The organism is Mitsuokella sp. UBA4253, from assembly GCF_002395285.1.
Lineage (GTDB): Bacteria > Bacillota > Negativicutes > Selenomonadales > Selenomonadaceae > Mitsuokella > Mitsuokella jalaludinii.
On the sequence record NZ_DGWR01000002.1, the window covers coordinates 127,715 to 153,035 of the forward strand.

The 25,321-nt window shown below is 59.2% G+C and carries 24 protein-coding genes and 1 riboswitch; of the genes, 3 read left to right on the plus strand and 21 right to left on the minus strand.

What is annotated here, in order from left to right:
* Positions 1-2: 2 nt before the first annotated feature.
* From B2X55_RS00910 to pheS, 9 genes are all read right to left on the minus strand, one after another.
* Positions 3-524: a hypothetical protein gene (locus tag B2X55_RS00910; protein ID WP_286820523.1), complete on the minus strand. Its 522-nt coding sequence runs from the start codon at positions 522-524 to the stop codon at positions 3-5.
* Positions 508-942, minus strand: a complete 435-nt coding sequence (locus B2X55_RS00915; protein WP_286820524.1) for a hypothetical protein — start codon at positions 940-942, stop codon at positions 508-510. The genes B2X55_RS00910 and B2X55_RS00915 overlap by 17 nt, the downstream gene beginning before the upstream one ends.
* Entirely contained in the window at positions 939-1,439 is a 501-nt protein-coding gene (locus B2X55_RS00920) for a pilus assembly FimT family protein (protein WP_286820525.1), read from the minus strand. The genes B2X55_RS00915 and B2X55_RS00920 overlap by 4 nt, the downstream gene beginning before the upstream one ends.
* Entirely contained in the window at positions 1,436-1,945 is a 510-nt protein-coding gene (locus B2X55_RS00925) for a prepilin peptidase (RefSeq protein WP_286820527.1), read from the minus strand. Before B2X55_RS00925 ends, B2X55_RS00920 begins: the two co-directional genes overlap by 4 nt.
* 42 nt (positions 1,946-1,987) lie before the next feature.
* Entirely contained in the window at positions 1,988-2,416 is a 429-nt protein-coding gene (locus B2X55_RS00930; RefSeq protein WP_051652252.1) for a competence type IV pilus major pilin ComGC, read from the minus strand.
* A 251-nt stretch (positions 2,417-2,667) separates the two neighbouring features.
* Positions 2,668-3,438, minus strand: a complete 771-nt coding sequence (locus B2X55_RS00935; RefSeq protein WP_286820529.1) for an acyloxyacyl hydrolase — start codon at positions 3,436-3,438, stop codon at positions 2,668-2,670.
* A gap of 247 nt (positions 3,439-3,685) precedes the next feature.
* Complete coding sequence (locus B2X55_RS00940) at positions 3,686-3,946, minus strand: cell division protein ZapA (RefSeq protein WP_036377870.1); 261 nt, start codon at positions 3,944-3,946, stop codon at positions 3,686-3,688.
* A gap of 47 nt (positions 3,947-3,993) precedes the next feature.
* Positions 3,994-6,429 carry a phenylalanine--tRNA ligase subunit beta gene (gene pheT, locus B2X55_RS00945; protein ID WP_286820530.1) on the minus strand — a complete coding sequence of 812 codons (2,436 nt, stop codon included), beginning with the start codon at positions 6,427-6,429 and terminating at the stop codon, positions 3,994-3,996.
* Between the two features lie 15 nt (positions 6,430-6,444).
* A complete protein-coding gene (gene pheS / locus B2X55_RS00950; RefSeq protein WP_036377866.1) occupies positions 6,445-7,473 on the minus strand; it encodes a phenylalanine--tRNA ligase subunit alpha in 1,029 nt (342 codons plus the stop codon).
* A gap of 440 nt (positions 7,474-7,913) precedes the next feature.
* On the opposite strand from pheS, the gene B2X55_RS00955 reads away from it, so the two are divergent.
* Positions 7,914-9,869, plus strand: a complete 1,956-nt coding sequence (locus B2X55_RS00955; RefSeq protein ID WP_286820531.1) for a peptidase U32 family protein — start codon at positions 7,914-7,916, stop codon at positions 9,867-9,869.
* A 13-nt stretch (positions 9,870-9,882) separates the two neighbouring features.
* Positions 9,883-11,205 carry an aspartate aminotransferase family protein gene (locus tag B2X55_RS00960; RefSeq protein ID WP_286820533.1) on the plus strand — a complete coding sequence of 441 codons (1,323 nt, stop codon included), beginning with the start codon at positions 9,883-9,885 and terminating at the stop codon, positions 11,203-11,205.
* 102 nt (positions 11,206-11,307) lie between these two features.
* Here the strand turns inward: B2X55_RS00960 and ftsH are convergent, their stop codons facing one another.
* From ftsH to B2X55_RS01000, 8 genes are all read right to left on the minus strand, one after another.
* Positions 11,308-13,287: an ATP-dependent zinc metalloprotease FtsH gene (ftsH, locus tag B2X55_RS00965; protein ID WP_286820534.1), complete on the minus strand. Its 1,980-nt coding sequence runs from the start codon at positions 13,285-13,287 to the stop codon at positions 11,308-11,310.
* Between the two features lie 53 nt (positions 13,288-13,340).
* The gene (locus tag B2X55_RS00970; RefSeq protein ID WP_036377860.1) at positions 13,341-14,174 is read right to left on the minus strand and encodes an Asp23/Gls24 family envelope stress response protein; all 834 of its coding nucleotides are present in this window, start codon (positions 14,172-14,174) and stop codon (positions 13,341-13,343) included.
* Positions 14,175-14,190: 16 nt separating this feature from the next.
* A complete protein-coding gene (locus B2X55_RS00975; protein WP_036377859.1) occupies positions 14,191-15,021 on the minus strand; it encodes a PHP domain-containing protein in 831 nt (276 codons plus the stop codon).
* Positions 15,022-15,068: 47 nt separating this feature from the next.
* Positions 15,069-15,329 (minus strand): stage V sporulation protein S, encoded by a 261-nt coding sequence (locus B2X55_RS00980; protein ID WP_036377856.1) that lies wholly within the window; start codon positions 15,327-15,329, stop codon positions 15,069-15,071.
* Between the two features lie 153 nt (positions 15,330-15,482).
* Positions 15,483-16,268: a TIGR00282 family metallophosphoesterase gene (locus B2X55_RS00985; RefSeq protein ID WP_172674662.1), complete on the minus strand. Its 786-nt coding sequence runs from the start codon at positions 16,266-16,268 to the stop codon at positions 15,483-15,485.
* A 41-nt stretch (positions 16,269-16,309) separates the two neighbouring features.
* Complete coding sequence (locus B2X55_RS00990; RefSeq protein ID WP_286820537.1) at positions 16,310-16,855, minus strand: hypothetical protein; 546 nt, start codon at positions 16,853-16,855, stop codon at positions 16,310-16,312.
* A 66-nt stretch (positions 16,856-16,921) separates the two neighbouring features.
* Entirely contained in the window at positions 16,922-18,496 is a 1,575-nt protein-coding gene (gene rny / locus B2X55_RS00995; protein WP_051652249.1) for a ribonuclease Y, read from the minus strand.
* Between the two features lie 204 nt (positions 18,497-18,700).
* Positions 18,701-19,150, minus strand: coding sequence for a CBS domain-containing protein (locus B2X55_RS01000; RefSeq protein WP_055160206.1), 450 nt, complete (start codon positions 19,148-19,150; stop codon positions 18,701-18,703).
* Positions 19,151-19,401: 251 nt separating this feature from the next.
* On the opposite strand from B2X55_RS01000, the gene B2X55_RS01005 reads away from it, so the two are divergent.
* Positions 19,402-20,484, plus strand: coding sequence for a M48 family metallopeptidase (locus tag B2X55_RS01005; RefSeq protein WP_286820538.1), 1,083 nt, complete (start codon positions 19,402-19,404; stop codon positions 20,482-20,484).
* Between the two features lie 106 nt (positions 20,485-20,590).
* Here B2X55_RS01005 and thiC read toward each other — a convergent pair whose 3' ends face one another.
* The 4 genes from thiC to B2X55_RS01025 form a co-directional block, all read right to left on the minus strand.
* The gene (gene thiC / locus B2X55_RS01010; RefSeq protein ID WP_036377846.1) at positions 20,591-21,898 is read right to left on the minus strand and encodes a phosphomethylpyrimidine synthase ThiC; all 1,308 of its coding nucleotides are present in this window, start codon (positions 21,896-21,898) and stop codon (positions 20,591-20,593) included.
* Positions 21,899-21,947: 49 nt separating this feature from the next.
* A riboswitch (TPP riboswitch) is annotated at positions 21,948-22,043 on the minus strand.
* A gap of 87 nt (positions 22,044-22,130) precedes the next feature.
* Entirely contained in the window at positions 22,131-23,114 is a 984-nt protein-coding gene (locus tag B2X55_RS01015; RefSeq protein WP_286820539.1) for a phenylacetate--CoA ligase family protein, read from the minus strand.
* A gap of 42 nt (positions 23,115-23,156) precedes the next feature.
* Positions 23,157-23,603, minus strand: a complete 447-nt coding sequence (locus tag B2X55_RS01020; protein ID WP_036377842.1) for an Hsp20/alpha crystallin family protein — start codon at positions 23,601-23,603, stop codon at positions 23,157-23,159.
* A gap of 157 nt (positions 23,604-23,760) precedes the next feature.
* Positions 23,761-25,218 carry a DUF438 domain-containing protein gene (locus tag B2X55_RS01025; protein WP_286820540.1) on the minus strand — a complete coding sequence of 486 codons (1,458 nt, stop codon included), beginning with the start codon at positions 25,216-25,218 and terminating at the stop codon, positions 23,761-23,763.
* Positions 25,219-25,321 lie beyond the last annotated feature (103 nt).

Sequence of the window (25,321 nt, forward strand, 5' to 3'; positions counted from 1 at the left end):
CACTAATCCATCCGCTCTGGCCCGTAGACACAGACGGCAAGTGTGTAGCTGTGGCGCGTCACGCGACTCCTGCCCGTCAGCCGTATCTCGTGCAGGCGCGGTGCGACCTCGCTACAGGAGAATGCCGTGATGTCGACGCCCGCCAGCGAGTGGTTGCCCGTCAGCGGACGCATCTCATCCTTCCAGACGAGCTTGTCCACATTCCCCACCTTATGGACCCAGTATTGCGTGCGGAACGTACTCGAGGAAGCTTCATCCGGCGAGCGGTACTGATAGAAGGTGTAGCCAGGTTTCTCGTCCTTCGTGAAGCCTCGGATTGCATACGAGGTCCGCGCGTCTTCAGCTACCTGGCGCACAGCCATCTGAACCTCCTGCTGCAGCTCACTGTCCGCTATCATGAAAAAGGCAGCGCGGAAGGCCATGACTGCCATGGCCCCCATCGCTGCCAGGAGAAAGACGAGGATGGGCAGAGAGACGAGCATGTCGAGCAGGATGAATCCCGATGTGTTACGGCTCCCTTTCATACACTCCTACCCTCCTCTGATACGACTGTTTGTGCTGTCGCCCGCCGCGCGTCTGCCATGCGACGGTCACGGCAGCGAGATAGGTGCCCTCCTGCTCCATCCGCTGGATATCCGTGCGGAGCAGGAAGTCACCTCCCGTTTCATCCTCAGTGGCAGATCCAATGGCAGCCGGTGAGAACACGACGTATTCCCTGCGCTCAGACGCGCCTTCTGTCAGTGTTCCAGCTGCGGCGCGGTACTCGATGTGAGCCAGTTCTGACTCCGCCAAGCAAGTCGCCGCCGCCCCGAAACGAGTCTGCTCCTCCATGAGCACACCCTGGCGGAAAAGCATCAGGGCACCGGCCATCATGATGAGCACGGCCGCCACCCCCATTGTCTCGAGCAGGAAAAAGCCGCTCGCATCCGACCATCGCGTCATTTTACACTCCTCTCCACGCGGCAGCGGCCGCCCGCACTCAGAATCAGCTTGCGCGCCGACTGCGGATGGCCCTCCATGTAGATCAACATCGTGCACGGTGTCGCCAAGAGGCCGTCATCACCAAACGTCAGAGCAATGCCGTCCCTCGAGCTTGTGGCAAAGCGCCCCGTGATCACGATGCCTGGCAGGAAATCATGGCTGCTGTGCACAGCCGAACCAGCCAGCATGGTGTAGCCGCCGCGCCGGAATCGCATTTGCGCCTGGCGGCGCAGCGGCAGCTGATATGCATCTCTCCGCTCCATGCTCTTCGGCCAGCGTTCCGTCGTGCGCGAGACCTCGCGCATGTAGCGGATATCACTCAGAAGGCACTGCACTTCGTACTCCACTGCCGCTTCGCGGTAGATTGCCAGCCCGTTCGGCAGCGCCACCATCGCAAACACCGCGAGGACGGCGCAGGCGATGATGATCTCGATGAGCAGAGAGCCATGCTCCTTCATAGCAGGACCTCATAGGCAGACCAAAATGCCGCACTGCCGATGTAGCTCAGGTATGCCCCCGCCGACAGGAACGGGCCAAAAGCCAGCCTGTCCCGACGGCCCAGCCGCCCAATGCCGAGCAAGACGAGCGCCAGGCAGGCCCCGAGAGCAAAGGCCAGCATGAGAGCCAATAATGTCCCCTGCCAGCCGAGCCAGATGCCGAAGGCCGCCGCATACTTGACGTCGCCGAGCCCGATGCCGCCGCGCGACAGCGTGCGCAGAGCAAAGAGCAGGGCTGCGCCGAGCAAAGCGCCCAAGAGTGCATCCCGCAGACTGCCCACGATTGCAGCCATCACCAGACCGAGAGCGGCCAGATAGAGATTTCCCTTATCCGGCAGCAGTCCTGTGCGGAAGTCGATGACTGCCATGGCGAGCAAAAACACGCAGAACAGACCACCGCGGGCCATCGCAAGGCACTCCATGTCAACCAGTGACAGGCCGGTAAACATCAAAAACAGTATCATCATGATAATGATGCATACCTGTAAGGACAGTTGCTTAGCCATTACTCAACCACCTGTACCAGTATTTCCACTTTCCGGTTTCACATCTGCAGCTCTTTTCTCTTTTGTGAATGCACCGACGGTCTTGCCCTGGCAAAGTGCCCTGCTGTTCGCCGTATCGATTGTGTACTCTTTAGCCGTGATCTCTGTAGCTGCACCCTCTAAGTAGCATTTCCCCTTCGGCGGCGCTATCGTCGTATCCTGCAGATAATCCTTCAGGTCCGCGATTGCCCCCGGCGTCTTGCCCGTATCGATCTCATAGACGGCAATCGCTGTGTCCAGTGTGGACAAGTCAGACTGGATCTTGGCCGTATTGGCCGACGTGATGGCAGAAGTGAATTTCGGTACGGCAATCATCGCGAGGATTGCCACGATGCCCACGGCAATCAGCATGCCGATCAAGGTGAAACCTGCTTCATTCTGTCGAGTTTGCATGAAAGAATCCTCCTCTCGAATCAAATACTCTGCTCCGCCTTCCGGAGCTGATACGGTGTACACATTCCCGCACCCGACTTGTCCACATCCAGCGGATATTTATGTTTTTCTACGCAGATGCCTTCAAATCCTGCAAAGATTTAAAATATTTATATTATTACAAATAGCTACTCGTAAAAAAGAGCACCCTCTCTAGAATACCGATTCTAAGAGAAGGTGCTCTTTCGGGGAATAGCAAACAGCTATGTGATTCAATACCAGTGCGTGAATCCCAGCGAGAAGCCGACGCCGTTGTAGCCCGGATTGTGGGTGCCCATGCCGTTCGACGAATGATGGAAGAGGTAGGCAAGGCTCAACGAATTGCGGTCGGTGTAGTGATACGTCAGGCGCGGGCCGATGCGCCAGAGGAAACCGTAGGCACGGCCATTGCCCGGATGTGCGTGGTTGTAGGCCAGCAGGCTACCCGAGGCGTCGACGGAGCCGTCGAGCTTGCCCGAGACGTGCTTCGTCCAGCGCATCATGTAAGATGGGCCGAAGCCGACGGCCTCAGCATCGCGCCAGATATCATCCTCTGTCGTGTAGCCCGTCGCGCGTTCGAACGTCAGGCCGTAGTGCAGCGAGAGCGCGCCAAGCTTTTTGTACTGGCGATAGACGTGCACATTGTAGAGATCGACGTTGCGCTTCTTGAAGAAGCGGCCGTCAAGATACTCGAGCTGCACCTCGACATCCTTGCGCTTCTCCTTGGCAGCTTCAGTCTTTACCTCAGCTGCCACAGTTGTCTCAGACACTTCGCGAGGCTGCATATGAGGGCTTGCAGCCTCTCCCTTCATCGCATCTGCACGCTCTTCCTGCTGTGCAGATGGTGCTGCTGCCGCCTGTCCCTTCTCTGCCGTCTGTGCAGCCGGTACAACCTGCCCCGCCTGTGCTGCCGCAGGCACAGCAGCCAGAGCAGCACTCTGCCAGGCAATCAGTCCGAGAGCAGCCATCGGCAACATGAAACGCGCCGCACGTCTCTTCTTCATCGCACGATCGTGTCGATGACCGCACTTCTTGTCACATTCTCCAGACATGATGATGCACCATCCTTTTTATCTTCTTTCTGTCTCCTATCTTCAGGGGCCGCATGCTCTGCGTCCAATCAGTCTTTCCTCATTCTATCACAGATGCCATGACTGCTCAATTCTTTTCAGCTACGCACATCATCCAAGGGAAGGCAAACAAAGAGGCCGCCCCTGCGGGCGGCCTCTCTGCGGACCGTATGCGGATTCCTCATTTCTCGTCGAGCAGTTCGACGAGCTCGTCGTAATCATGCTTGAGCTTGTCGTACTCATCGACGATCTGCAGGGCCGTGAGCACAGCGATCTTCGTGCCGTCGAAGCTCTTGACGCTGCCCGCCATCTTTTTCATCAGATGGTCAAGGCCGGCTGCGAGCTTCTTGAGGCGCTCGGGGTCATCTGTCCGCAGCGGGTAGCTGTCGCCGAAGATCTCGACGACGACGCGCTGTGGTGTCTTTTGTTCCACATCAGCCATGCGATGCACCTCCAGTCATGCTGTCATTCCTGTCATGCTCTTGACGGTCAGGCGCGCAACTCTGCTGCGAAATGCTTCTCGACAGCCTTGAGGATATTCTTGAAGGCTGCATCGGCTTCCTCATCCGTCAACGTCTTATCCTTCGACTGGAACTGCAGGTTGAAGGCCATGCTCTTCTTGCCCTTTGCGACGTGCTCGCCCGTGTAGACGTCGAACAGCGTGACATCCTTGAAGTGCTTGCCGCCGTTCTTCGCGATGACGCGCTCGATATCGGCCGAAGCAACGTCTTCGTCGACGACGATGGCGAGGTCACGCGCAATGGCCGGGTACTTCGGCAGCGACTCGAAGTGGAAGCTCTTGCCCGTGTACTTCATGAGGACCTCGAGGTCCATCTCGAAGAGATAGACCTTCTGCTTGATGCCGAAGTTCTCGGCAGCCTGCGGGTGGAGCTCACCGACAGAAGCAATCACCTCGCGGCCCTTCTTGAAGAGGGCCGTCTTGCCCGGATGCATGGCGAAGTGCTCGCCTGCCTCGACCGTGTACTTCGAGATGCCGAGGGCGCGGAAGAGTTCCTCGACAATGCCCTTCATGTCGAAGAAGTCAACCATCTCATTCCCCTGGTTCCAGCCGACTTCCTCGCGGCGGCCCGTGATGAGGCCCGCGACCATCAGGCGCTCCTCCGGCAGTTCCGTCAGCGGCAGCTGTTTCGGCAGGAATACTGGTGCGACGTCGAAGAGCTTGATGTCGTTGTTCTTGCGCGAGAAGTTGCGCACGGCATTCTCCATGATGGAGGTCAAGAGGCACGTGCGGACGAGCGGCGCCTCATCCGTCAGCGGGTTCAGGATGGGGATGGCCTGGCGAAGCGGCGAATCCTCTGGCACGAGCAACTTGTCGAAGAGATCCGTGCTCGTAAAGGCGAACGACAGCTCTTCCGTCATGCCGAGGCTTGTAAGCGTGTGCTTGATCTTGTCGACAAAGTTCTGCTTCGCGCTCTGCTTGCCCTGGACCATGCGCCCGAAAGGCGTCGTGCTCGCAATGTTGTCGAAGCCGTAGATGCGCGCGACTTCCTCCGAGAGGTCTTCCATGTACGTGCAGTCATTGCGCCACGACGGCACCGTGACATGGTAGCTCTCATTGCCCTTGGCCTCAACCTCAAAGCCCAGCGACGTCAGGATCTTGACCATCTCCTCGCCCGGGATAGCCGTGCCGAGTCGGCGATTGATCTCGTCCGTCGTGTAGTCGATCGTCACCGGCTGCTTCTTATCCGGGTAGCAGTCGACAATGCCCTGCGTGACCGTGCAGGCACCCATGTCCTGCAACAGCTGGCAGGCGCGCTCGAGTGCGCGCGGCGTGTTCGTCACATCGACACCGCGCTCAAAGCGGCCCGAAGCCTCCGAGTGCAGGCCGCAGGCGCGCGCCGTGCGGCGGATGCTCGGCCCGTTGAACGACGCAGCTTCGAGTACGACCGTCCGCGTCTTCTCCGTGACCTCCGTCTCGATGCCGCCCATGATGCCGGCAAGACCTGCCGGATGCTCGGCATCGGCAATGACGAGCTCCGTCCCCTTGGCGAGGCGCGAGCTGTCGTCGAGCGTGTGGAGATTCTCGCCCGCTTTTGCGAGACGGGCCGTCAGCGTGTGGCCCGTGATCTCATCGTAGTCGTAGGCGTGCATCGGCTGGCCGAGCTCGATCATGACGAAGTTCGTCACATCGACGACATTGTTAATGGCGCGGATGCCAGCACCCTCGAGGCGCTGCTGCATCCACTCAGGCGACGGACCGATCTTGACGTTCTTGATGACGCGCGCGCTGAAGCGGTCGCAGAGGTCGCGCGCCTCTATGCCGACCGAGACCATGTCTGCAGCCTTGGCTTCATCATCCTCCTTGCAGGCGATGACCGGCCATTTTGGCTTGTTGCCCGTCAGCACGGCAATCTCGCGCACAAGGCCGATGACACTGAAGCAGTCGCCGCGGTTTGCCGTGAGCTCGAACTCGAGCACGACATCGTCGAGGCCGAGCACATCCTTGGCCGGCACGCCGACCGGCGTGCCCTCTGGCAGGATGTAGATGCCGTCCTTCTCCTCTTCTGTCAGCTTCGTGAGGTCGAGGTGGAGCTCACCGGCCGAACAGAGCATGCCGTTCGACGGCAGGCCACGCAGCTTGCCCTTCTTGATGTGAAGACCGTTCGGCAGGTGCGCGCCGATCATCGCGACCGGCACGACCTGGCCTTCTGCCACATTCTGCGCGCCCGTGATGATCTGGACGAGTTCCTTCTCGCCGACATTCATCTGGCAGATCTGGAGGTGATCCGAGTCCGGATGCTTCGTAAGCTTCTCGATGCGGCCCGTGACGACCTTATCGAGTCCTTCATCTGCGCGGATGACGTTCTCGACCGGCACGCCGGCCATCGTGAAGCGATCAGCCAGTTCCTCTGCCGACCAGTCAAAATCGATATAATCCTTCAACCATTTAATAGAAACCTGCATTTTCTATCTCCTCTCTCAGAACTGGCGCAGGAAGCGCATATCATTGTCGTAGAACAGGCGGAGATCGTCGACGCCGTACGAGAGCATCGCGATGCGCTCCACGCCCATGCCGAAGGCGAAGCCGGATACCTTCTTCGGATCATAACCGCTCATCTCCAGCACATGCGGGTGCACCATGCCGGCGCCGAGGATCTCGAGCCAGCCCGTACCCTTGCAGACCTTGCAGCCCTTGCCGTGGCACATGACGCAGGAGATATCGACCTCCGTCGATGGCTCCGTGAACGGGAAGAAGCTCGGGCGCAGGCGGACCTTGACATCCTCGCTGAAGATCTGGCGCAGGAAGAGCTCGAGCGTGCCTTTGAGGTCAGCGAACGTGATGCCCTCATCGATGACGAGACCCTCGACCTGCGTGAACATCGGCGAGTGCGTCGCATCGTACTCATCGCGGCGATAGACGCGGCCCGGCGCGATCATGCGGATCGGCGCGTTCGGCTCATTCTTCTGCATCGTGCGCGCCTGCACCGGCGACGTCTGCGAGCGCATGAGGATGTCCTCCGTGATGTAGAACGAATCCTGCATGTCGCGTGCCGGATGGTCCTTCGGCAGGTTCAGCGCCTCGAAGTTGTAGTAGTCCTTCTCGATTTCCGGGCCTTCCTCGACAGAGAAGCCCATGCGGAAAAAGATGTCCTTGATGCGCTCGAGCGTCAGCGTCAGCGGATGCAGGTGGCCGAGCGGCTGCTGGCGGCCCGGCAGCGTGACATCGATCTTCTCGCGCTCGAGGCGCTGCTGCATCTCGCGTGCCTTGAGCTCCTCGTTCTTCTGCTGGATCAGCTGTGCAATCTCCGCCTTTGCCTCGTTGACGATCTTGCCGACCTTCGGACGGTCTTCCTTCGCGAGTGCGCCCATGCCGCGCAGGATCGTCGTGAACTCGCCCTTCTTACCGAGGAACTTGACGCGGATGTCATCGAGCTCCGAGAGATTCCCTGCAGCGTTCTTGATAGCCTCGGCAGCCTGTGCCTTCAGCTGTTCAATCTTCTCCTCCATTGTATACCTCCTAAAAACAAAAAACCTCCGCCCCGAAAACGAGGGGCGAAGGTATGATTCGCGGTACCACCCTGATTTATAGCTTCCTTGCGGCTCTAACGCAGCCCTGCGTCCGCCCTTTCCTGCGGAGACTCCGAAGCGAACTTCACCCGTGCACACCATCCCGCTCCCAGTCCAGGCAGGACTCCCTGTCGATGCGCGCTCAGGATACTCTTCTTCATCATCGTCATGATTCTCTTAATATAGCACAACGACGTGGAAAATGCAAATCGTCCTCTTTGCCCCTGCCGCATGCATCGCATGTATCGCACATATAAAAGATAGAAATTGATAGAATTGGAAATACCTGATATAATATTGGAAGTCATCTTTTGTCGTAGCTGTTGTTATTCTTGGTTCTATTTTCGAATTCTTTTCAAAAAAGGGAGATTTTTACAACTATGTTACTTAATCGCAAATCGGTAGAGCTCCTGGCCCCGGCCGGCACGTGGGACGCGCTGGTCGCTGGCGTGGAGTCTGGCGCAGATGCTGTCTATCTTGGCGGCAAGCACTTCAACATGCGCATGCACGAGGGCGAGTTCAACTTCGACGATGCGCTCTTGAAGAAGGCCATCGACTACGCGCATGAACACGGCGTGCGCCTCTACATCACGCTCAACAACCTCATCAGCAACGAGGAGATCCCGGCGCTGCGCGAATACCTCGCCTACCTCAACGAAATCCGCCCCGACGCACTGCTCGTACAGGATTTCGCGGTGCTCGAGCTCGTGCACGAGATGGGCATCACGATCCCGCTGCACACGTCGGTCATGATGAACACCCACAATGAACATGCCATCGAGAAGCTCAAGGAATACGGTATCACGCGCATCGTCGTCGGCCGTGAGATGACGCTCTCCGAGCTCAGCCTCTTCCGCGAGCGCACGGGCATCGAGGTCGAATACTTCATGCACGGCGACATGTGCATCAGCGAGTCGGGCCAGTGCATCCACTCAGGCGTGCTCTTCGGCCAGAGCGGCAATCGCGGCCGCTGCCTCAAGCCGTGCCGTTGGGCCTATAAGCTCATCGACGAGAAGACGGGCGAAGTCCTCGACAAGAATGGCCCCGGTGCCTACAAGCTCGCCCTCAAGGACATGTGCATGTACCGCGCCATCCCGCAGCTCATCCAGGCAGGCGTCTTCTCCTTCAAGATTGAAGGTCGCATGCGCCCGGCTGGCTTCATCCGCCGCATCGTCTCGACGTACCGCAAGGCCATCGATGCCTACATCGCAGATCCGAACGGCTACACGACAGATGAAGAGGGCTGGAAGACGCTCTACGACAACCGCGCGCGCGATTTCACGACGACGTTCGCCTTCGGCCAGCCGGGCAAGAAAGACATCGGCTTCACGGGTGAGCGCGAGCCGCGCTTCTTCAGCCATGCGGTCAAGGAGGCAGGCTTCCAGGATGAGGTGCTGCGCCAGGAACGCGATATCGAGAAAGAGAATGCAGCGCACCGCGTGCTCAGTGTGCGCTGCAATACGGTCGAATCGGCCAAGGCAGCTATCCGTAGCGGCGCCGATACGGTCTACGTCGGCGGCGAGGCCTTCCGCCCGCTGCGCCCGTGGAAGCTCGGCGACTACGAAGAGATTCTCGCCTACGCGAAGGGCAAGGCGCGCGTCGTCGTCACGACGCCACGCACGACAATGCGCCGCGAGTGCGGTGAACTCGAGCAGTTCTTCACGGCGCTGCGCGAGATCAGACCGGACGGCCTGATGGTCAGCAACCTCGGTTCGCTGAAACTCGCGCAGAGCATAACGGATCTGCCAGTGCAGGCCGACCTCTCCTTCAACCTCTTCAACCAGCTCGCCGCAAAGTTCCTGAAGGAAAACGGCCTGTCCATGGCCGCGACATCGTACGAGCTCTCATTCGAGCAGCTGCGCGAAATCGTCGAGACGGCAGAACTGCCGCTCGAGACGGTCGTACACGGCTCTTACGAGTCGATGATCTGTGACCATGACTTCCCGGCAATGAGCCTGCCGGAATTCAACGAGCTCGACAACCCGGAGGTCCTCGACCGCCACTACGCGCTCCTCGACACGGCCGGCGAGAAACACGCTATCCGCATCGACCAGTACGGACGCAATCATCTCTACTTCGCGAAGGACCTCTGCCTCTACCCGTACCTCGCGAAGTTCAACGGGCTCGCCTCCTACCGCATTGAGGCGCAGGACTACACGCCCGAACTCACGGGCCGCGTGACAAAGCTCTACCGCGAAGCGCTCGACGCGCTCGCAGCCGGCAAGAGCGCTGAAGAAGCCTTCGACCACGCAGCGTTCGAGGAAGTAGAGCACCTGAGCCCGCGCGAGTGGGGTATCGGCACCTACCGCTTCCGCCAGAGCCGGAATTCAATCTAAATCGAATGATAGAATGATAGGATCAGGAGGGATTATCTTGGCTGAACATACATACCTTGGCCCTGAGGCCATCATCGAGAAGAAGAAGAAGTACATCATGCCCTGCCTCGGCCACTTCTACAAGGAGCCGCGCCAGTTCGTCAAGGGCTCCATGCAATACCTCTACGACAGCGAGGGACGCAAGTACCTCGACTGCTTCGCAGGCGTATCGGTCATGAACTGCGGCCACTGCAATCCGGAGATCACGAAGAAAGTCCAGGAGCAGGTCGGCACGCTGCAGCACGTCTGCAACATCTACCTGACGGAGAACTTCGTGAACCTCGCCGAAAAGCTCGCCGAAGTGACGCCGGGCAAGCTGCAGAAGACGTTCTTCTGCTCGACCGGCTCAGAGGCCACGGAGGGCGCGCTGCTGCTCGCCTCCATCTACACAGGCAACAACGAGATCATCGCCCTGCGGAACGGCCTGCACGGCCGCACGAAGCTCGGCATGAGCGTGACGGGCATCCAGATGTGGCGCACGGATGAGAATCCTGTCGGCGGCATCCACTTCGCACCGAACCCGTACTGCTACCGCTGCCCGCTCGGCAAGAAGCGCGAGACGTGTGACCTCGCCTGCGCCAACATGGTCGAGGACGTCATCCAGACGTCGACGGCCGGTCATCCCAGCGCCTTCATCGCGGAGACAATCCAGGGCAATGCAGGCATCGTCGTGCCGCCTGAGGGATACTTCCAGCGCGTCAAGGAAATCCTCGCACAGCACAACACGCTCTTCATCGCCGACGAAGTCCAGACGGGCTTTGGACGCACGGGCAGGATGTTTGCCATCGAGAACTTCGGCGTCGTGCCAGACATCATGGCCGTAGCCAAGGCACTCGGCAACGGCGCTCCGATCTCGGCCTTCATCTCGACGGCGGAGATTGCCGATACCTACACGCGCCCGGGCGCCTCGACGCTCGGCGGCAACCCCGTCTCGACGACGGCCGGCCTCGCCGTGCTCGACTACATCGAGAAGCACGACCTCTGTCAGAATGCCAGCGAGCGCGGCGAGCAGCTGCGCGCCGGCCTGCGCGAGATCCAGAAGCGCCACGCCATCATCGGCGATATCCGCGGCCTCGGCCTCATGACGGGTGCTGAGTTCGTTCACACCGACAAGAGCCCTGCTGCCGCAGAGCTCGACGATGTACTCGAGACGCTCAAAGACCGCGGCTTCATCATCGGCAAGAACGGCGTCGCCCGCAACGTCATGGCCTTCCAGCCGCCGCTCGTCATCACGGCAGAAGACATCGACAACGCGCTCAATGCACTCGAGATGGTGCTGACCGAGAAGAAGCTCTGATACGTTTCACTGCACATCTCCGACAATGAAATGAGCCCCGACACAAAGAGGCCGCCCCCCATCAACAAGGGGGCGGCCTCTTTGCATCCAGGTCATCATCCTTTATGCGTTATCGTTCTTCACTTCATCGGGATTGGGCTTCGTCTCGCTGCCACGCTCCTCTTCCGGCGGGAAAGCGAGCTTCTTCGCCTTTTCGGCATCCGCCCTGTCATCTTTCGCTTCATCTGCGAGGAGTTTCTGCTCGGCGGCTTCGACCTGCGGTTCTTCCGCTTTGTCACCTTCGAGGATCTTCATGAACTCTTCGCCGGTGATTGTCTCCTTCTCGTAGAGGTACGAGGCGAGCGCGTCAAGCTTGTCCATGTGGGCCTTCAATAGGCCGATGGCCTTCTCGTGCTGCTTGCGCACGAGCTCGACGACCTTCTTGTCGATCTGCTGCTGCGTGGCAGCAGAGCAGGTCAGGCTCGTGTCGCCGCCGAGGTAGCGGTTGTTGACCGTCTCCATGGCGACCATGTCGAATTCCTCGCTCATGCCGTAGCGCGTGATCATCGCACGGGCGAGCTTCGTCGCCTGCTCGATATCATTCGAGGCGCCCGTGCTGACGAGGCCGAACTTGACCTCCTCGGCTGCGCGGCCGGCCGTGAACGTCGCGATCTTGTTCTCGAGCTCCTCGCGGGAGAGAATGTACTTATCCTGCTGCTCGACCTGCATCGTGTAGCCGAGAGCACCTGACGTGCGCGGGATGATGGTGATCTTCTGGACCGGTGCGGAATGCGACTGCAGAGCCGCGACGAGCGCATGACCGATCTCGTGATAGGCGACCGTGCGCTTCTCGGCATCCGACAGGATGGCGTTCTTCTTCTGGTAGCCAGCGATGACGACCTCGATGCTCTCCTCGAGATCCGCCTCCGTCACCTCGCTGCGGCCCGAGCGCACAGCTCGCAGCGCGCCCTCGTTGATGATGTTGGCGAGCTCTGCGCCAGAGGCACCGGCGGCCATGCGCGCGATCGTGTGGAAGTTGACATCGTCTGCCATGCGGACCTTTTTTGCATGGACCTTGAGGATATCCTCGCGCCCCTTGAGGTCCGGCAGTTCGACTGGCACGCGGCGGTCAAAGCGGCCCGGGCGCAGCAGCGCCGGGTCGAGAGAATCCGGGCGGTTCGTCGCCGCGAGGATGATGACACCCGTGTTGCCCTCAAAGCCGTCCATCTCGGTCAACAGCTGATTGAGCGTCTGCTCGCGCTCGTCATTGCCCATCGCCGCGCCCGTGCGCTTCTGGCCGATTGCATCGATCTCATCGATGAATACGATGCACGGCGCCTTCTCCTTGGCCTGCTTGAAGAGATCGCGGACCTTCGAAGCACCCATGCCGACGAACATCTCGACGAACTCCGAGCCGGCAATCGAGAAGAACGGCACATTGGCCTCGCCGGCGACAGCCTTCGCGAGCATCGTCTTGCCGGTGCCCGGAGGGCCGACGAGCAGCACGCCCTTCGGCATCGAGGCGCCGATGCTCGTGTACTTCGCAGGATTGTGCAGATAGTCGACAATCTCGGAGAGGTTCTCCTTGGCCTCATCCTCGCCAGCCACATCACTGAAGTGGATGCCCTCCGACGATGGCACGTATATCTTCGCCTGATTGCCTGAGCCGCCGAACATCATCGAGTTCCCCCCTGCCCGGTCCATGATCTTGCGGCTCATGTACTGGCCAATGGCGAAGAAAATCAAGAGCGGCAGGATCCAGGCCAGGAAGAAACTCATGAGCGGCGATGTCTCCTCCTTGATATCCTGTGTGAAGGTCGCCCCCGACTCCATCAGTCGCTGCGCCAGCGTCGGATCGTTCATGATGCCGGTCTTGTACTTCTTGTGGTCGTCCTTGACCGTGTAGAGGATCTGGTTCGACTGGATCTCGACGTGGTCGACCGTCTTGTCGTCGATGGACTGCATGAACGTGCTGTAGTCGACCGGCACGATCTGTGCTTGCTCCATGTAAGGCCTGGCCATCTCGTTGAAGAGAAGGATCAGGGCCAAGACGACGATATAGTAAAAAGCCATCGGCTTCTTTGGCGATTTGACTTCTTTCATAGTAGTCACCTCCAGATAAAGAAAAGCCCCCGCAGCCTCTCGCGGGGGCACGATCATGCTCGTACGTAGAGTGTCTTGACGACGATGTCCACCTCGTGGACAATCATGCCGGTCATGAACTCGACATGGCTCGTGACCTTCTCCTGCGCCTGCTTCAAGAGCGTCGGGATGTGGTTGCCGTACGTCAGCACGACGTTGCAGGAGATGCGCAGTCCCTGGTCCTCATCGCCGACGAAGAGGTGCTTGACCTCCACATCGCTGACCTTGCTGAAAGGCCCCTCTGCGAGGATGACGTGGCGCACGATGCCCTTGATGGCCGAATCGTCGATGATGAGCTTGCCGTAATAGCTGAAGACCGGCCGCACAATGGACTTCTCGCCGAGGCGGCGGCGCCGCGTCGAGGAGCGCTTGAAGAACGACTGCAGCGGATCGATGAGATAGCCGGAGAAATGCGGCTTGAGCTCGATCGTCGGCACAGGGATGATGTGCTTGCCCTGCTTGACGCGGTAGAAGCGCGCCTTCTCCATCTCCGACCGCGTCGCGATGTCCTCGATGCGGATGATCTTCGCGATGGGTGGCAGGCGCAGGGCCTTCGTGATCTTCTGTACCATGTTCTCCGAGGTGCCGAGGATCAGGATGCGGTGCGGCTTCGAGTTCTCGATGGCCTTGCGCACCTCCTCTGCATGACCCGGCAGTACAAAGATAGCCCGGCGGACGGCCATGATCTTGCTCTGCTCCTTCTTAGCAGAGTGGCCCGCCAAGATCTTGCCGTCCTTGATGAGGATGCCATCATCGATGATGGCATCGGCACCATTCTTATGCGCGACAATCAGCGCGCGATGACTCTTTCCGGTCCCACTCGGACCGACTAAGGCAATGACATCCATCTTTTTCCCCTTGCTTTCAGAGTTTCTGGGCCGGGCGGTATAGTTTCTCCGCCCAGCAGTCATCGATGGTGAAGACGCCGAGGTCCTGCGGGTAGCGCGTCGCGAAGCCATGGTAATCTGAGCCGCCCGTCACGAGCAGCTGATAGCGCTTCGCCATGTCGAGATAACGCGCTGTGTCAGCTTCATCGTGCTGCGGATAGAAGACCTCGAGGCCCTCGATGCCGCGGCAACAGAGCTCCTCGACAAGCCTGTCGTCGCCGATGAGCTTCGGGTGCGCGAGCACGGGAGTACCGCCAGCCGCCTTGATGAGGCCGATGATGTCCTCGACCTCGAGGTGATAATGCGGCACATAGGCGGGCTTGCCCTTCATGAGCATCGCTTCAAAGGCATCGCGGACCGTCGGGAAATACCCCTTCTTGACGAGGACGCGTCCGATGTGAGAGCGGCTGATGGAACGGCTCGTGCCCGCAATCGTCAGGACCTCTGTCTCGCTGATCTCATAGCCGAGATGCTGGAGCTTCTCCACCATCTCGCTGAAGCGCGTCCAGCGCGCCTCTGTGACATCGTTGAGCTTATCGACGAGTTCTCCATAATAGATGTCGACATTGTATCCCAAGATGTGGATTTCACGCGTCGGATGATGCGCGCTGAACTCTATCCCGGGGATGATGTGTATCCCCCTCGCCGGGTACAGGCCGTTCTCGTAGAGATGGCTGATCCCTTCCACGGTATCGTGGTCCGTGATGGCCATGTACGTGAGGCCAGCCTCCTTCGCCTTTGCCACGAGTTCCTCAGGCGTCAATTTGCCGTCCGAGTACGTCGTGTGCATATGCAGATCACTTGGCATCCTGATTTCACTCCTAAATCGTCTCTTGATCCATCACCAGAGCCGCCTCAGCGGGGCTCCACGATCAGCTTGATTGCCGTGCGCTCTTCCCCGTCGATCTTGATGTCGGTGAAGGCCGGGATGCAGATGAGATCGACGCCGTGTGGTGCGACAAAGCCACGGGCAATCGCGACGGCCTTGACGGCTTGATTGAGCGCACCGGCTCCGATGGCCTGCATCTCCGCACTCCCATTCTCACGGATCACACCAGCCAATGCGCCGGCGACAGAATTCGGATTCGACTTTGCAGAAACTTTCAAGACTTCCATGATTAGCACGACCTCCTTGTTCACCTACTGCTGGAATATGAATCGCTATGCATGCTGTTATTCATACTATCACTAGTTTCTATTATTCGTCATCGAGCATGGAAATCCTTCTTTTCCCGCGCTATTTCTCAAAAGTGTGTTTGCACTCCGTGCTCAGAGCGCATCTTCCTGCAGCATGATGCGCTCGATGCCGCAAGTCTTGTTTGTCGCCGTGTCGATCTCGACGATCAAGGCTGAATAGACGCAGGGGCCTTCAGCGACATCGAAGCGGACGGGCATGGCCGTCGTGAACTTCTTGAGGATGAGGTCAGTCTTGACGCCGAGCACAGAGTCGCGCGGACCGACCATGCCGAGATCCGTGATATAGGCCGTGCCCTGCGGCAGAATGCGCTCATCGGCTGTCTGCACGTGTGTGTGCGTGCCGACGACGCCGTTGACGCGGCCATCGAGGTACCAGCCCATTGCAATCTTCTCGGACGTCGTCTCTGCATGGAAGTCCAGGAAAATGATGTCGCACTCATCCTGCATCTCGTGCAGGAGCTCCTCGACCTTCTGGAAGGGGCAGTCGAGTGGCGGCATGAAGGCGCGGCCCGAGAGGTTCATGACACCGATGTTCTTCGCTTTGAACGGGTACGAGCACCAGCCCTTGCCAGGCGTGCCCTCTGGATAATTGGCCGGGCGGATCAGGAATGGCTCCTGATCGATGAACTCGAGCACATCCCGCTTATCCCAGACGTGATTGCCCGATGTGATGACATCGGCACCGCCGCGGTAGAGCTCATCGAGCGACTTGCGTGTGAAGCCCTTGCCGCCCGCGGAGTTCTCGCCATTGACGATGACGACGTCAATAGCCTTCTCCTTGCGCAGCTTCGGCGTAATCTTGCAGAATGCCCGTCGGCCCGAGTGGCCGATGACATCTCCTACCAGCATGACTTTCAACATATCTCCCTCTTTCTTCTGCACAGCAGCGTATCAGCGCGTCAGCGATTGTAGACGACGACGCGGTCGTTCTCGCGCAGGCCGACCATGAGCATGCGGAAGCGGAACTCCCGCCGCTGGACCTGGTCGAGCATCTGGTCGAGAAGCTCACTCTGCACCGTCGCGAAGTCCTCTTCGAGCTTCTGCAGCGAGTGCTCGTCGACGAGCAGCGCCTTGCCGAAGCGCTCCGTGAACAGGCGTGCGATGAGCGTCAGCTCGTCGCGCTCGAGTGTCATGACATCGCGCTCGACATGGAACATGACCGTCTTTTTCTCGGCAGAGACTTCCTCGACCCAGATGTTGGCGCCGACCTCTTCGTCGGCGACCAGCACGTGGTATGTCTCAATGCTCTCCGAGAGAAGCCGCGCAAAGGCATCGAGCTCGCGTGCGGGGTAATCGCCGCGTACGATGAACTCGAACGTCAGCGTCGAGCGTCGCGGATCGTACGACAAAGAGCTGATCTCTGGATAGCAGACGAGCATCGAAGCCAGGAACTGGATGCCTGCCTTCTCCTCCTCTTTGCTGCGCTGTGATCTGAAACCAAACATGATAGTATCCTCTTAACAGACTGAGGGTCCGGGACAAAGCCCGCACCCTCAGTACAGCAGAACCGTTTATTTTGCATAATCGACGACGCGCGTCTCGCGGATGACCGTGGCCTTGATCTGCCCCGGATACTCGAGCTCGTCTTCGATCTTCTTGACAATGTTATGAGCGAGTGCTGCGGCCTCCGCATCGTCAACCTTGTCCGGCTTGACCATGACACGGATTTCGCGGCCTGCCTGGATGGCAAAGCAGCGCTCGACGCCGTCGAAGGATTCGGCAATCCCCTCGAGGCTCTTGAGGCGCTTGAGATACGACTCAAGGCTCTCGCGGCGTGCACCCGGACGCGCTGCTGAAACAGCGTCAGCAGCCGACACGAGAACCGATTCGACGCTCGTCGCTTCGACATCACCGTGATGCGAGAGGATCGCATTGATGACGTCTTTCGACTCGCGGTACTTGCGGGCGATATCGGCACCGATGGTCGTATGCGAACCCTCGACCTCGTGGTCGATGGCCTTGCCAATATCGTGCAGCAGACCGCCGCGCTTCGCGAGCATGACATCACAGCCGAGCTCAGCTGCCATGACACCGGCGAGGTGCGCGACTTCGATAGAATGATTGAGCACGTTCTGGCCGTAGCTCGTGCGGTAGCGCAGGCGGCCGAGCAGACGGACGAGCTCCGGATGGAGTCCGTGGACGCCCGTCTCGAACGTCGCCTGCTCGCCGGCTTCCTTGATGCGCTGGTCGACTTCGCGTTTCGCCTTCTCGACCATCTCCTCGATGCGGGCCGGATGGATGCGGCCGTCCTGGATGAGCTTCTCGAGCGCAATGCGAGCGATTTCGCGGCGCACCGGGTCGAAGCCCGACAAGATGACAGCTTCCGGCGTGTCGTCGATGATGAGGTCGATGCCTGTCAGCGTCTCGAGCGTGCGGATGTTGCGGCCCTCGCGGCCGATGATGCGCCCCTTCATCTCATCGTTCGGCAGAGCGACGACAGAGACGGTCGTCTCGGCGACGTGGTCGGCAGCGCAGCGCTGGATGGCCGTCGAGAGGATTTCGCGAGCCTTCTTGTCCGACTCATCCTTCACCTGCTGCTCGTACTCCTTGATCTTCATGGCCTTCTCGTGCTTGAGCTCTTCCTCTGCCTCTGCCATGAGAGTCGTGCGGGCTTCCTCTGCCGTCAGGCCCGAGATGCGCTCGAGCTCTGCCTTCTGCTGCTCGTGCATCTCATTGACGGCAGCCTGGCTCTTGTCGAGGCGCGCTTCCTTGCGCGACAAGGATTCTTCGCGCTTCTCGATGGAATCGAGCTTGCGGTCGAGGTTCTCCTCTTTCTGGACGACGCGGCGCTCCTGGCGCTGGAGTTCCGAGCGACGTTCTTTCGTCTCACGGTCGAGTTCCTGGCGCAGGCGATGGATGTCTTCCTTCGCCTCGAGCAGAGCTTCTTTCTTCTTCGTCTCGCCACGCTGGGCTGCATCATCTACAATCCGTTTTGCTTCAGCTTCCGCCGAGCCGATCTGCGACTCCGCCGTGCGCTTGCGCATGACGTAGCCGACACTCGCGCCGACGAATGCTGCTACTATTACCGCTAATATTATTGTAACGATAATATTCACCCCCCTTTTCGTTTTTTTGCTTTCATGCATATTTATATCGGTAGTTGTGACATAACTATACCTTTCTATCTTACAGATTTTTTCCTTTAGTGTCAAGAAAACTCATCGCGCTGGAGAGATGCTGTGAAAATATTTCTGTCAAGAAGAGCATGCAACAAAGAAAATGAGAGGACAAGGAAAAGCCGGCCTCCGTCGGAATCACGGAGACCGGCCTTGATGAAGCGGCAGAGGGAATCACGCGAGCATCATCTTGACGATGTCGCGGCGGCTGACGATGCCGAGCAGATGCTTCTTCTCGTCGAGCACAGGCACGCGCTTGACATGCTTGTTGTAGAGGATCTTCGCCACCTCGCTGACATCGTCGTCTGCCTTGACGGAGATGATCTTCTTCGTCATGAGCTGCTCTGCCGAGATGGCCGCGATCTTGCGGAAGGCGTCCTGGTACTCGCGCAGGCCCGAGTAGTAGATGACCGCGCCGAGGATGCAGAGCTCATCCGGCAGCTCCGGCGCAAACTCCTTGCGCACGAGGTCGCCCTCGCTGACAATGCCGCAGACCGTGCCGTCATCGTCCATGACCGGCAGCCCCGAGACATCGTGGTCCACGATCGTCTGAGCGATCTCGCGGATCGACGCCTCCTTCTTGACCGTAATGACATCCTTCGTCATGATATCCTTCACCAGCATATGAAACACCTCATTCCTGATTGATGGCACAATACACGAGGAATCCCCCTCTTTGCTTAAGGATTCGCTATCTTTCGACGATTTACCTTCCTGTCATAAAATTTTCTGCAAATCACGGTATGCATCTTCCGCCTTTATCTTGTTTTTTCTCACTATTCTCCCTATAATAAAAGTGAACCAGCAAGATCCAGAGGATACATTTTCAAGACAGTCTGATGGCATAGCACCTCAGCAGTGGAAGGATGAGCATTATGAAAATCAAGAAATCCTTGCAGAAACGAATCGTCTCCGTCCTCGCAGCGGGTATGATCATGATTCCCGGCGCGTACGGGCTCGCCCCGGCACCAATCGCCCATGCGGAGTTTGGGTGGGGAAGCATCATCGGCGCTGGCATTCAGGGCGCGGCAGCGCATGCACAGCTCACAGCGTTCCTCAAGAAGTACAATGACTCCGAAGAAGGCCGCCAGGAGTTCTTCGAGGAGATGAAGAAGCAGTACGGTGTCAACAACGACGCCTACTACAACAGGAAGATCGACACCATCATGGCGAACCTGACGGCAGCAATCGGCGCGGTCGATCTGACGATCTACGACAAGCCCTACAACTACTTCATTAATCAGGACAAGAGCTTCAATGCCTTCTGCACGCTCGGGCACAACATGAGCATCAACACAGGGCTCTTCAGCGTCCTGACGAATGACGACGAGATTGCCGTCGTGCTCGGCCATGAAATGGGGCATGGTCAAAAGGATCATCCGGCCAAGGGCGCGCGGCGCAGCCTCAACATGTCGATCCTCGGCGCGGCGACAGGTACGGACCTCGGCGTCATCGTGGCGAACGTCATCAACAACCGCAACATCACGAAGCCGATGGAGCGCGAGGCGGATGCGCTGGCCTTCGAGTACATCACGCATTCCAACTACAACCCGGGTGCCTGTGCCGCGGTCTGGCAGCGCGTCATGGATAAGTCCAAAGGACAGGAAAACGCGATGCAGCAATTCCTCTCCGACCATCCATCGGACGGCGACCGCCGCGACGCCTATGCTAAGAAGCTCTACGAGTACAGCAACAAGCACGTGACAGTCAAGGACGGCACGGTCAAGGTCAACGGCAAGGACTTCGTCACGCCAGCTGCCCTCGGTGATATGTCTAGTGCTGAGCGCTCCTACTTCGTCGTCGGCAATCTCGCGGCGGCCTACCACAACGGTCACAACAAGGACGCCGCCTATGTCGACGGCAAAACGGTCATGCTCGGCGTACAGCCCATCATGACCTGCACCTACGACGATGAATCGGCCCAGAAACTGGCCGACCGCCTCAACAAAATCAAATAATTTGCAGATGCACCTACGAAAAAGCTGCTGCCCAGCAATCAGGCAGCAGCTTTTTCATATGCAGTAAATCGTGATAAACGAACACAGCGGGTACCGAAGATTCAAATCAGTCCTGACACGGGCAGTTCTCTTTGTGGAAGTACTTGTTGATGATCTCGACAGCGCAGTAGTCGCCGCACATCGAGCAAGCACCTTCGTCAGCCGGATTGCGGGCGCCGCGCTTCTTCTTGGCGAGCTCTGGATCGATGGCGAGTTCCATCTGGCGGTTCCAGTCGAGGACTTTGCGCGCCTTGGCCATCTCGAGGTCCCATTCGCGCGCACCCGGCACGCCGCGCACGAGGTCAGCGGCATGGGCGGCGATGCGGCTCGTGATGACGCCCGTGTGGACATCCTCGATTGTCGGCAGGGCCAGATGTTCAGCCGGCGTGACGTAGCAGAGGAAGTCCGCGCCGGAGACAGCGGCGAGCGTGCCGCCGATAGCCGCCGTGATGTGGTCATAGCCCGGTGCGATATCCGTTACAAGAGGTCCAAGCACATAGAACGGCGCGTGGCGGCAGAGGCGCTTCTCGAGCTTCATGTTCGCCTCAATCTGGTCGTACGGCACGTGGCCCGGCCCCTCGACCATGACCTGGACGCCGCGCTTCCAGGCGCGGTCCACGAGCTCGCCGAGCGTGATGAGCTCCGTGAGCTGGCCGCGGTCCGTCGCATCGGCCGTGCAGCCCGGGCGCATGCCGTCGCCGAGGCTGATGGTCACATCGTACTTCTCGCAGATGTCGAGGATGTCGTCGTAGTGCTCGTAGAGCGGGTTCTCCATCTCGTTGTGCAGCATCCAGCCCGCGATGAAGGAGCCGCCGCGGCTCACGATGTCCATGACGCGGCCCTGGCGGCGCATGCGCTCGATGGCGCTGCGCGTGACACCGCAGTGCAGCGTCATGAAGTCCGCGCCGTCCTTGGCCTGCTGCTCGATTGTCTCGAGGATGTCGTCATCCGTCATCTCGACGACGGCGCCGTGCTCGCGGATGGAGCGCACCGTCGCCTGATACAGAGGCACCGTGCCGACCATGATCGGCGAATGCTCGATGATGCGCTGACGCGAGATGTCGATGTTGTTGCCCGTCGAGAGATCCATGACAGCGTCGGCGCCGCAGCGCACGGCCTCATCGAGTTTCTCGAGCTCCGGCTCGATGTCCGGGAACGTACTCGACGTGCCGATGTTCGCATTGACCTTGACGCGCAGTCCCTCGCCGACGCCGCGCGGGCGCAGGTTCTCGTGATTGACATTCGCGCAGATGGCAATCGTGCCGTTTGCCACGCGCTCGCGGATTGTCTCGACAGGGATGTGCTCCTCCTGTGCTACAATCTTCATCGCATCGGTGATGCGGCCCTCACGGGCCTGCTGCATTTGTGTCGCCATGTAACAATACCTCCTGAAAAACAAAAGCCGCCCGGCGTACCGGACGGCAAGATATGCTCTGTCACTTCCCTACGCAGGTCTTAACCCAACAGGTTCCAAGGGTCGGAATACTCCTCTCAGCCAGATGGCTCCCCTAGTGAATCGTCTTTTATGCGGTTTTTACCTGCAGAAGCAAGCTTCTCTATCAGTTTATCAGAATTCATCACAAAATGCAACACCTCGAGAGACTGCCTCAAGGCAGGACAAGGCGGAAGCGGCGCATGCTGCGGCCACAGGTGCAAGGCGCAGGAATCGGCTCGACATAGAGGCCCGTGCGCAGGCGCACGAGCGGCATGGCCTCCGCCAGCAGAGTCGTCAGGACGAGCTCACCGGCTGCCTCTGCCGGCTCTCCGGTCTGCGGGTCGATGACCTCGCCCAGCACGAAATCTTCCTGGAGGTGAAAGGCCAGCTCACCAGGCTCACAGGGCAAAAAAGGCGCCGCCGTGCCGAGCTCCGGCAGGGCTAGCATGTGATAGACCCTGGCCGACGTCATTGCCTGCAGCGACGCGGCGAGCTCAGCGCTCGGCGCGCTCTCATGCAGGAAGATGATGCGCGAGAGCGGCAATTCGCTGAGGCCGCTGCCGCGCTGCAGCATGGCATCATCTAGTGCAAGCAGGCGTTCTGGCGTGCCGATGAGCGTCTCCGGCGTCACGAGATCCAGCTGCTCTGCCCATCGCTCCGGCTCAGTGCCAAGCATCATGGTGGCCGCGCCGATGAACTCGAGCGCATAGTGGACATCCATGATGCGGCTGTCTGCACCATCGCCGAGCACGGCTGCAAGCGCGGCATTGTGCAGGCCGCAGGCCACGAGACTCCGCGTCACCAGTTCGATGCGGTGCGCGATATCGCCATTCGTCGCAAAGTGGACGAACGGCGCCCCCTCGCCACTTGCCGCCCGCATCTGCGAGATGCGCAGCAGGCTCGAGAGCGGCATCGTCAGGAAGTCGAATGATTTCCGGCCCGCAAAATCAGCGGCGCTGAGCAGCGGCAAGGCCTGAAGCGTACCCGTCTCCTTCAACTCCTTCAGCGACTGGCCGTTCATGCCCCGCTCGGAAAACGCCTCGCGGTAATGCGCGCTCTTCTCCGCGGCCCAGCACAACTGCTTCTGCAGGCGCTTCTCCTGCAGCGCCCGCAGCTCCTCGGGCGCAATCTGTTCCATCGATGGATTGGCAAACAAAGACATCTCTCCTCTTGTCCCGTCGGGCAGCCCGCGGGAATCTCACTGGATATCGAATACGGTCTTATTCGTCTCTGCCGGCTCTTTCGGCAGGACGATGTGAAGCACGCCGTCCTCGAACGAGACGGAGACTTCATCCTTGACGATGCCGTCAATCTCGAAGGTGCGCTCGAAGGTGCCCGTGCGGCGCTCGCGGCAGATGTACTTGACATCCATGTCCACTTCCGGGCGCTCTGCCTTGATCGTCAGGTAGCCCGTGCCATCGTCATACGACACCGTGATCTGCTCCTTGTGGAATCCCGGCAGCTCGGCGAAAATCTCATAGCGGTCCGGCGTGTCGATGACATCGACGCGGAACGACGAAAGTGCCCCACTGACGCGGCCGAGCGGATTGCACGGCTGCTCCGTCATGAAGTCGAGTGCCTTCTCGAGGACCTCACGGCCTCGCTCAGCATTCTCACGGATATTGAAGGGAATCGGTCTGATCATCATAATCGCCTCCAGATTCTTTTGAATCGATATACATGTTCTATCGTTATCCCCATTATACAAGAAATGTGTGAAAATTACAAGAAAAGCCAGCTTCTCTTCTGTGAGAAACTGGCTTTTGCCTTTCTGTCCCCTATCATCTGCGGAAATCAGAAAATCACTTCTGGAATTTATCGAGAGCCTTCTGGAAGTCCTGGACGAATTCGACCGTACCCATGTATTCGCCATCGTCATCGTAGACGGCCATGTAGCGGACGCCGACAGGGCGGCCCATGATGCGGCGATAGATCTCCATCTGAGTGCGCTTCTTCGCCTTGAAGTCGAGTATCATCTGGCGCACAACGGGGATGATCTCGGGCGGATGGCAGCTGTAGACCTCGCGCCCGAGCGCCGAGAGCGGACGCGAGAAGACCTTGCCCTCATTGATGAAATAGCGCAGGATGTCATCCTTGTCGATGAAGGTGATATCGACGTCGAGAAGCTTCAGGATCCCCTGGAGCTGGCGCAAGGTCAGCTCACCGGTCGGCAGCTTCACCTTGCCCTCGAGGATTTCCGGCTTCATGGCCGATGACGACTGCTGCTTCATCCAGGCCTCTCCCTCTGGCCAGCGCGGCATCGTCTCGACATCGACGAAGGCCATGCCCATCTCGAAGAGGTCGCGGTAGACCATGAACCACTGTTCCTGCGTCAGATAGCGCAGGGAGAGCGGGAAGAGGATGCGGTCTTCCTTGAAGACCATCTCGCGGATGCGCGCACAGAGCGGCTCGATGCGGCCCTTGTAGAGCGGATAGTTCTCGCTGTCCGCCTTGAGTGCCTTCGTGATGACGCCGAGCTCGCGCTTGATCTCATCGTCGACGCCCCACATGACCTGTGAGGGTCCCGTGACACCGTAGTCGTAGAGCAGCGGCATCAAGAGTTCCTCCTTCTTGGCATAGTGTGAGCGCACGGCGTTGAGCGCGGCGATGAGCCCCGTGAGCTTTGCCGCATCCTCCTCGCCGACCATCTCGTGGTGGATGGCGTCGAGGTGGCGGACAAGTGCGTCATTCTCGAGGCGCAGCAGGCTCAGCGGATGGCCCTCGGGCAAGTCGTCTGCCGTCAGGAAGGCCGCTGCAGCGTGCGTCTTCTCAGCCGTCTTGCGCAGCGCTGCCTGCTCCTCGTCCTTGCCGCTCTCCGCGCAGTCGTGGAACAGCGCGGAGTGGACGTCGCAGAGGCGCTGGACATCCTTCAGTGGTACGCCGCCCTTGATGAGGTCCTGCTCTGCCTCCGCAATCTCCTCGGCCTTGACGTCCTCGAAGTGGCGCACGAAATCGGCGCGCACCGATTCAAGCGATTCGCCGCCATTGAGTCGCGCGATGTACTCGCGCAGCATGGCCTGGCGCGCCTGTTGCTCAGCGCCCTTCAGGACAAAGCCCTTCGCCTCGAGCGCCGCGCGAATCTTCTCCATCGGGATGCCCTTGACGACAGCGCCGCGCGGCAGCGTCATGATGCTGCCCATGAGCTTCAGGGCAGCGGGCTTCATGATGTCTTGAAAGCCGATTTCCGCGAGGATTTCCTTGAGTTCTGGGTATTCGCGGACGAGCTCCGCTACGCTTTTCTTCAGATCGAGTTCTTTCATCGAGATTGCTCCTTACACTGTCTGTACATTATCTATCGTATCATCATGTTGATTCCGTATGCATGAGATTAGTATAGTACAGCAAGCACCGTTTTGTCGTACC

What these genes read in the sequence shown, in the direction of transcription:
- B2X55_RS00910 (WP_286820523.1), bottom strand. Translation starts at nt 524, where the DNA reads ATGAAAGGGAGCCGTAACACATCGGGATTCATCCTGCTCGACATGCTC.
- B2X55_RS00915 (WP_286820524.1), bottom strand. Translation starts at nt 942, where the DNA reads ATGACGCGATGGTCGGATGCGAGCGGCTTTTTCCTGCTCGAGACAATG.
- B2X55_RS00920 (WP_286820525.1), bottom strand. Translation starts at nt 1,439, where the DNA reads ATGAAGGAGCATGGCTCTCTGCTCATCGAGATCATCATCGCCTGCGCC.
- B2X55_RS00925 (WP_286820527.1), bottom strand. Translation starts at nt 1,945, where the DNA reads ATGATGATACTGTTTTTGATGTTTACCGGCCTGTCACTGGTTGACATG.
- B2X55_RS00930 (WP_051652252.1), bottom strand. Translation starts at nt 2,416, where the DNA reads ATGCAAACTCGACAGAATGAAGCAGGTTTCACCTTGATCGGCATGCTG.
- B2X55_RS00935 (WP_286820529.1), bottom strand. Translation starts at nt 3,438, where the DNA reads ATGAAGAAGAGACGTGCGGCGCGTTTCATGTTGCCGATGGCTGCTCTC.
- B2X55_RS00940 (WP_036377870.1), bottom strand. Translation starts at nt 3,946, where the DNA reads ATGGCTGATGTGGAACAAAAGACACCACAGCGCGTCGTCGTCGAGATC.
- pheT (WP_286820530.1), bottom strand. Translation starts at nt 6,429, where the DNA reads ATGCAGGTTTCTATTAAATGGTTGAAGGATTATATCGATTTTGACTGG.
- pheS (WP_036377866.1), bottom strand. Translation starts at nt 7,473, where the DNA reads ATGGAGGAGAAGATTGAACAGCTGAAGGCACAGGCTGCCGAGGCTATC.
- B2X55_RS00955 (WP_286820531.1), top strand. Translation starts at nt 7,914, where the DNA reads ATGTTACTTAATCGCAAATCGGTAGAGCTCCTGGCCCCGGCCGGCACG.
- B2X55_RS00960 (WP_286820533.1), top strand. Translation starts at nt 9,883, where the DNA reads ATGATAGGATCAGGAGGGATTATCTTGGCTGAACATACATACCTTGGC.
- ftsH (WP_286820534.1), bottom strand. Translation starts at nt 13,287, where the DNA reads ATGAAAGAAGTCAAATCGCCAAAGAAGCCGATGGCTTTTTACTATATC.
- B2X55_RS00970 (WP_036377860.1), bottom strand. Translation starts at nt 14,174, where the DNA reads ATGGATGTCATTGCCTTAGTCGGTCCGAGTGGGACCGGAAAGAGTCAT.
- B2X55_RS00975 (WP_036377859.1), bottom strand. Translation starts at nt 15,021, where the DNA reads ATGCCAAGTGATCTGCATATGCACACGACGTACTCGGACGGCAAATTG.
- B2X55_RS00980 (WP_036377856.1), bottom strand. Translation starts at nt 15,329, where the DNA reads ATGGAAGTCTTGAAAGTTTCTGCAAAGTCGAATCCGAATTCTGTCGCC.
- B2X55_RS00990 (WP_286820537.1), bottom strand. Translation starts at nt 16,855, where the DNA reads ATGTTTGGTTTCAGATCACAGCGCAGCAAAGAGGAGGAGAAGGCAGGC.
- rny (WP_051652249.1), bottom strand. Translation starts at nt 18,496, where the DNA reads ATGCATGAAAGCAAAAAAACGAAAAGGGGGGTGAATATTATCGTTACA.
- B2X55_RS01000 (WP_055160206.1), bottom strand. Translation starts at nt 19,150, where the DNA reads ATGCTGGTGAAGGATATCATGACGAAGGATGTCATTACGGTCAAGAAG.
- B2X55_RS01005 (WP_286820538.1), top strand. Translation starts at nt 19,402, where the DNA reads ATGAAAATCAAGAAATCCTTGCAGAAACGAATCGTCTCCGTCCTCGCA.
- thiC (WP_036377846.1), bottom strand. Translation starts at nt 21,898, where the DNA reads ATGGCGACACAAATGCAGCAGGCCCGTGAGGGCCGCATCACCGATGCG.
- B2X55_RS01020 (WP_036377842.1), bottom strand. Translation starts at nt 23,603, where the DNA reads ATGATCAGACCGATTCCCTTCAATATCCGTGAGAATGCTGAGCGAGGC.
- B2X55_RS01025 (WP_286820540.1), bottom strand. Translation starts at nt 25,218, where the DNA reads ATGAAAGAACTCGATCTGAAGAAAAGCGTAGCGGAGCTCGTCCGCGAA.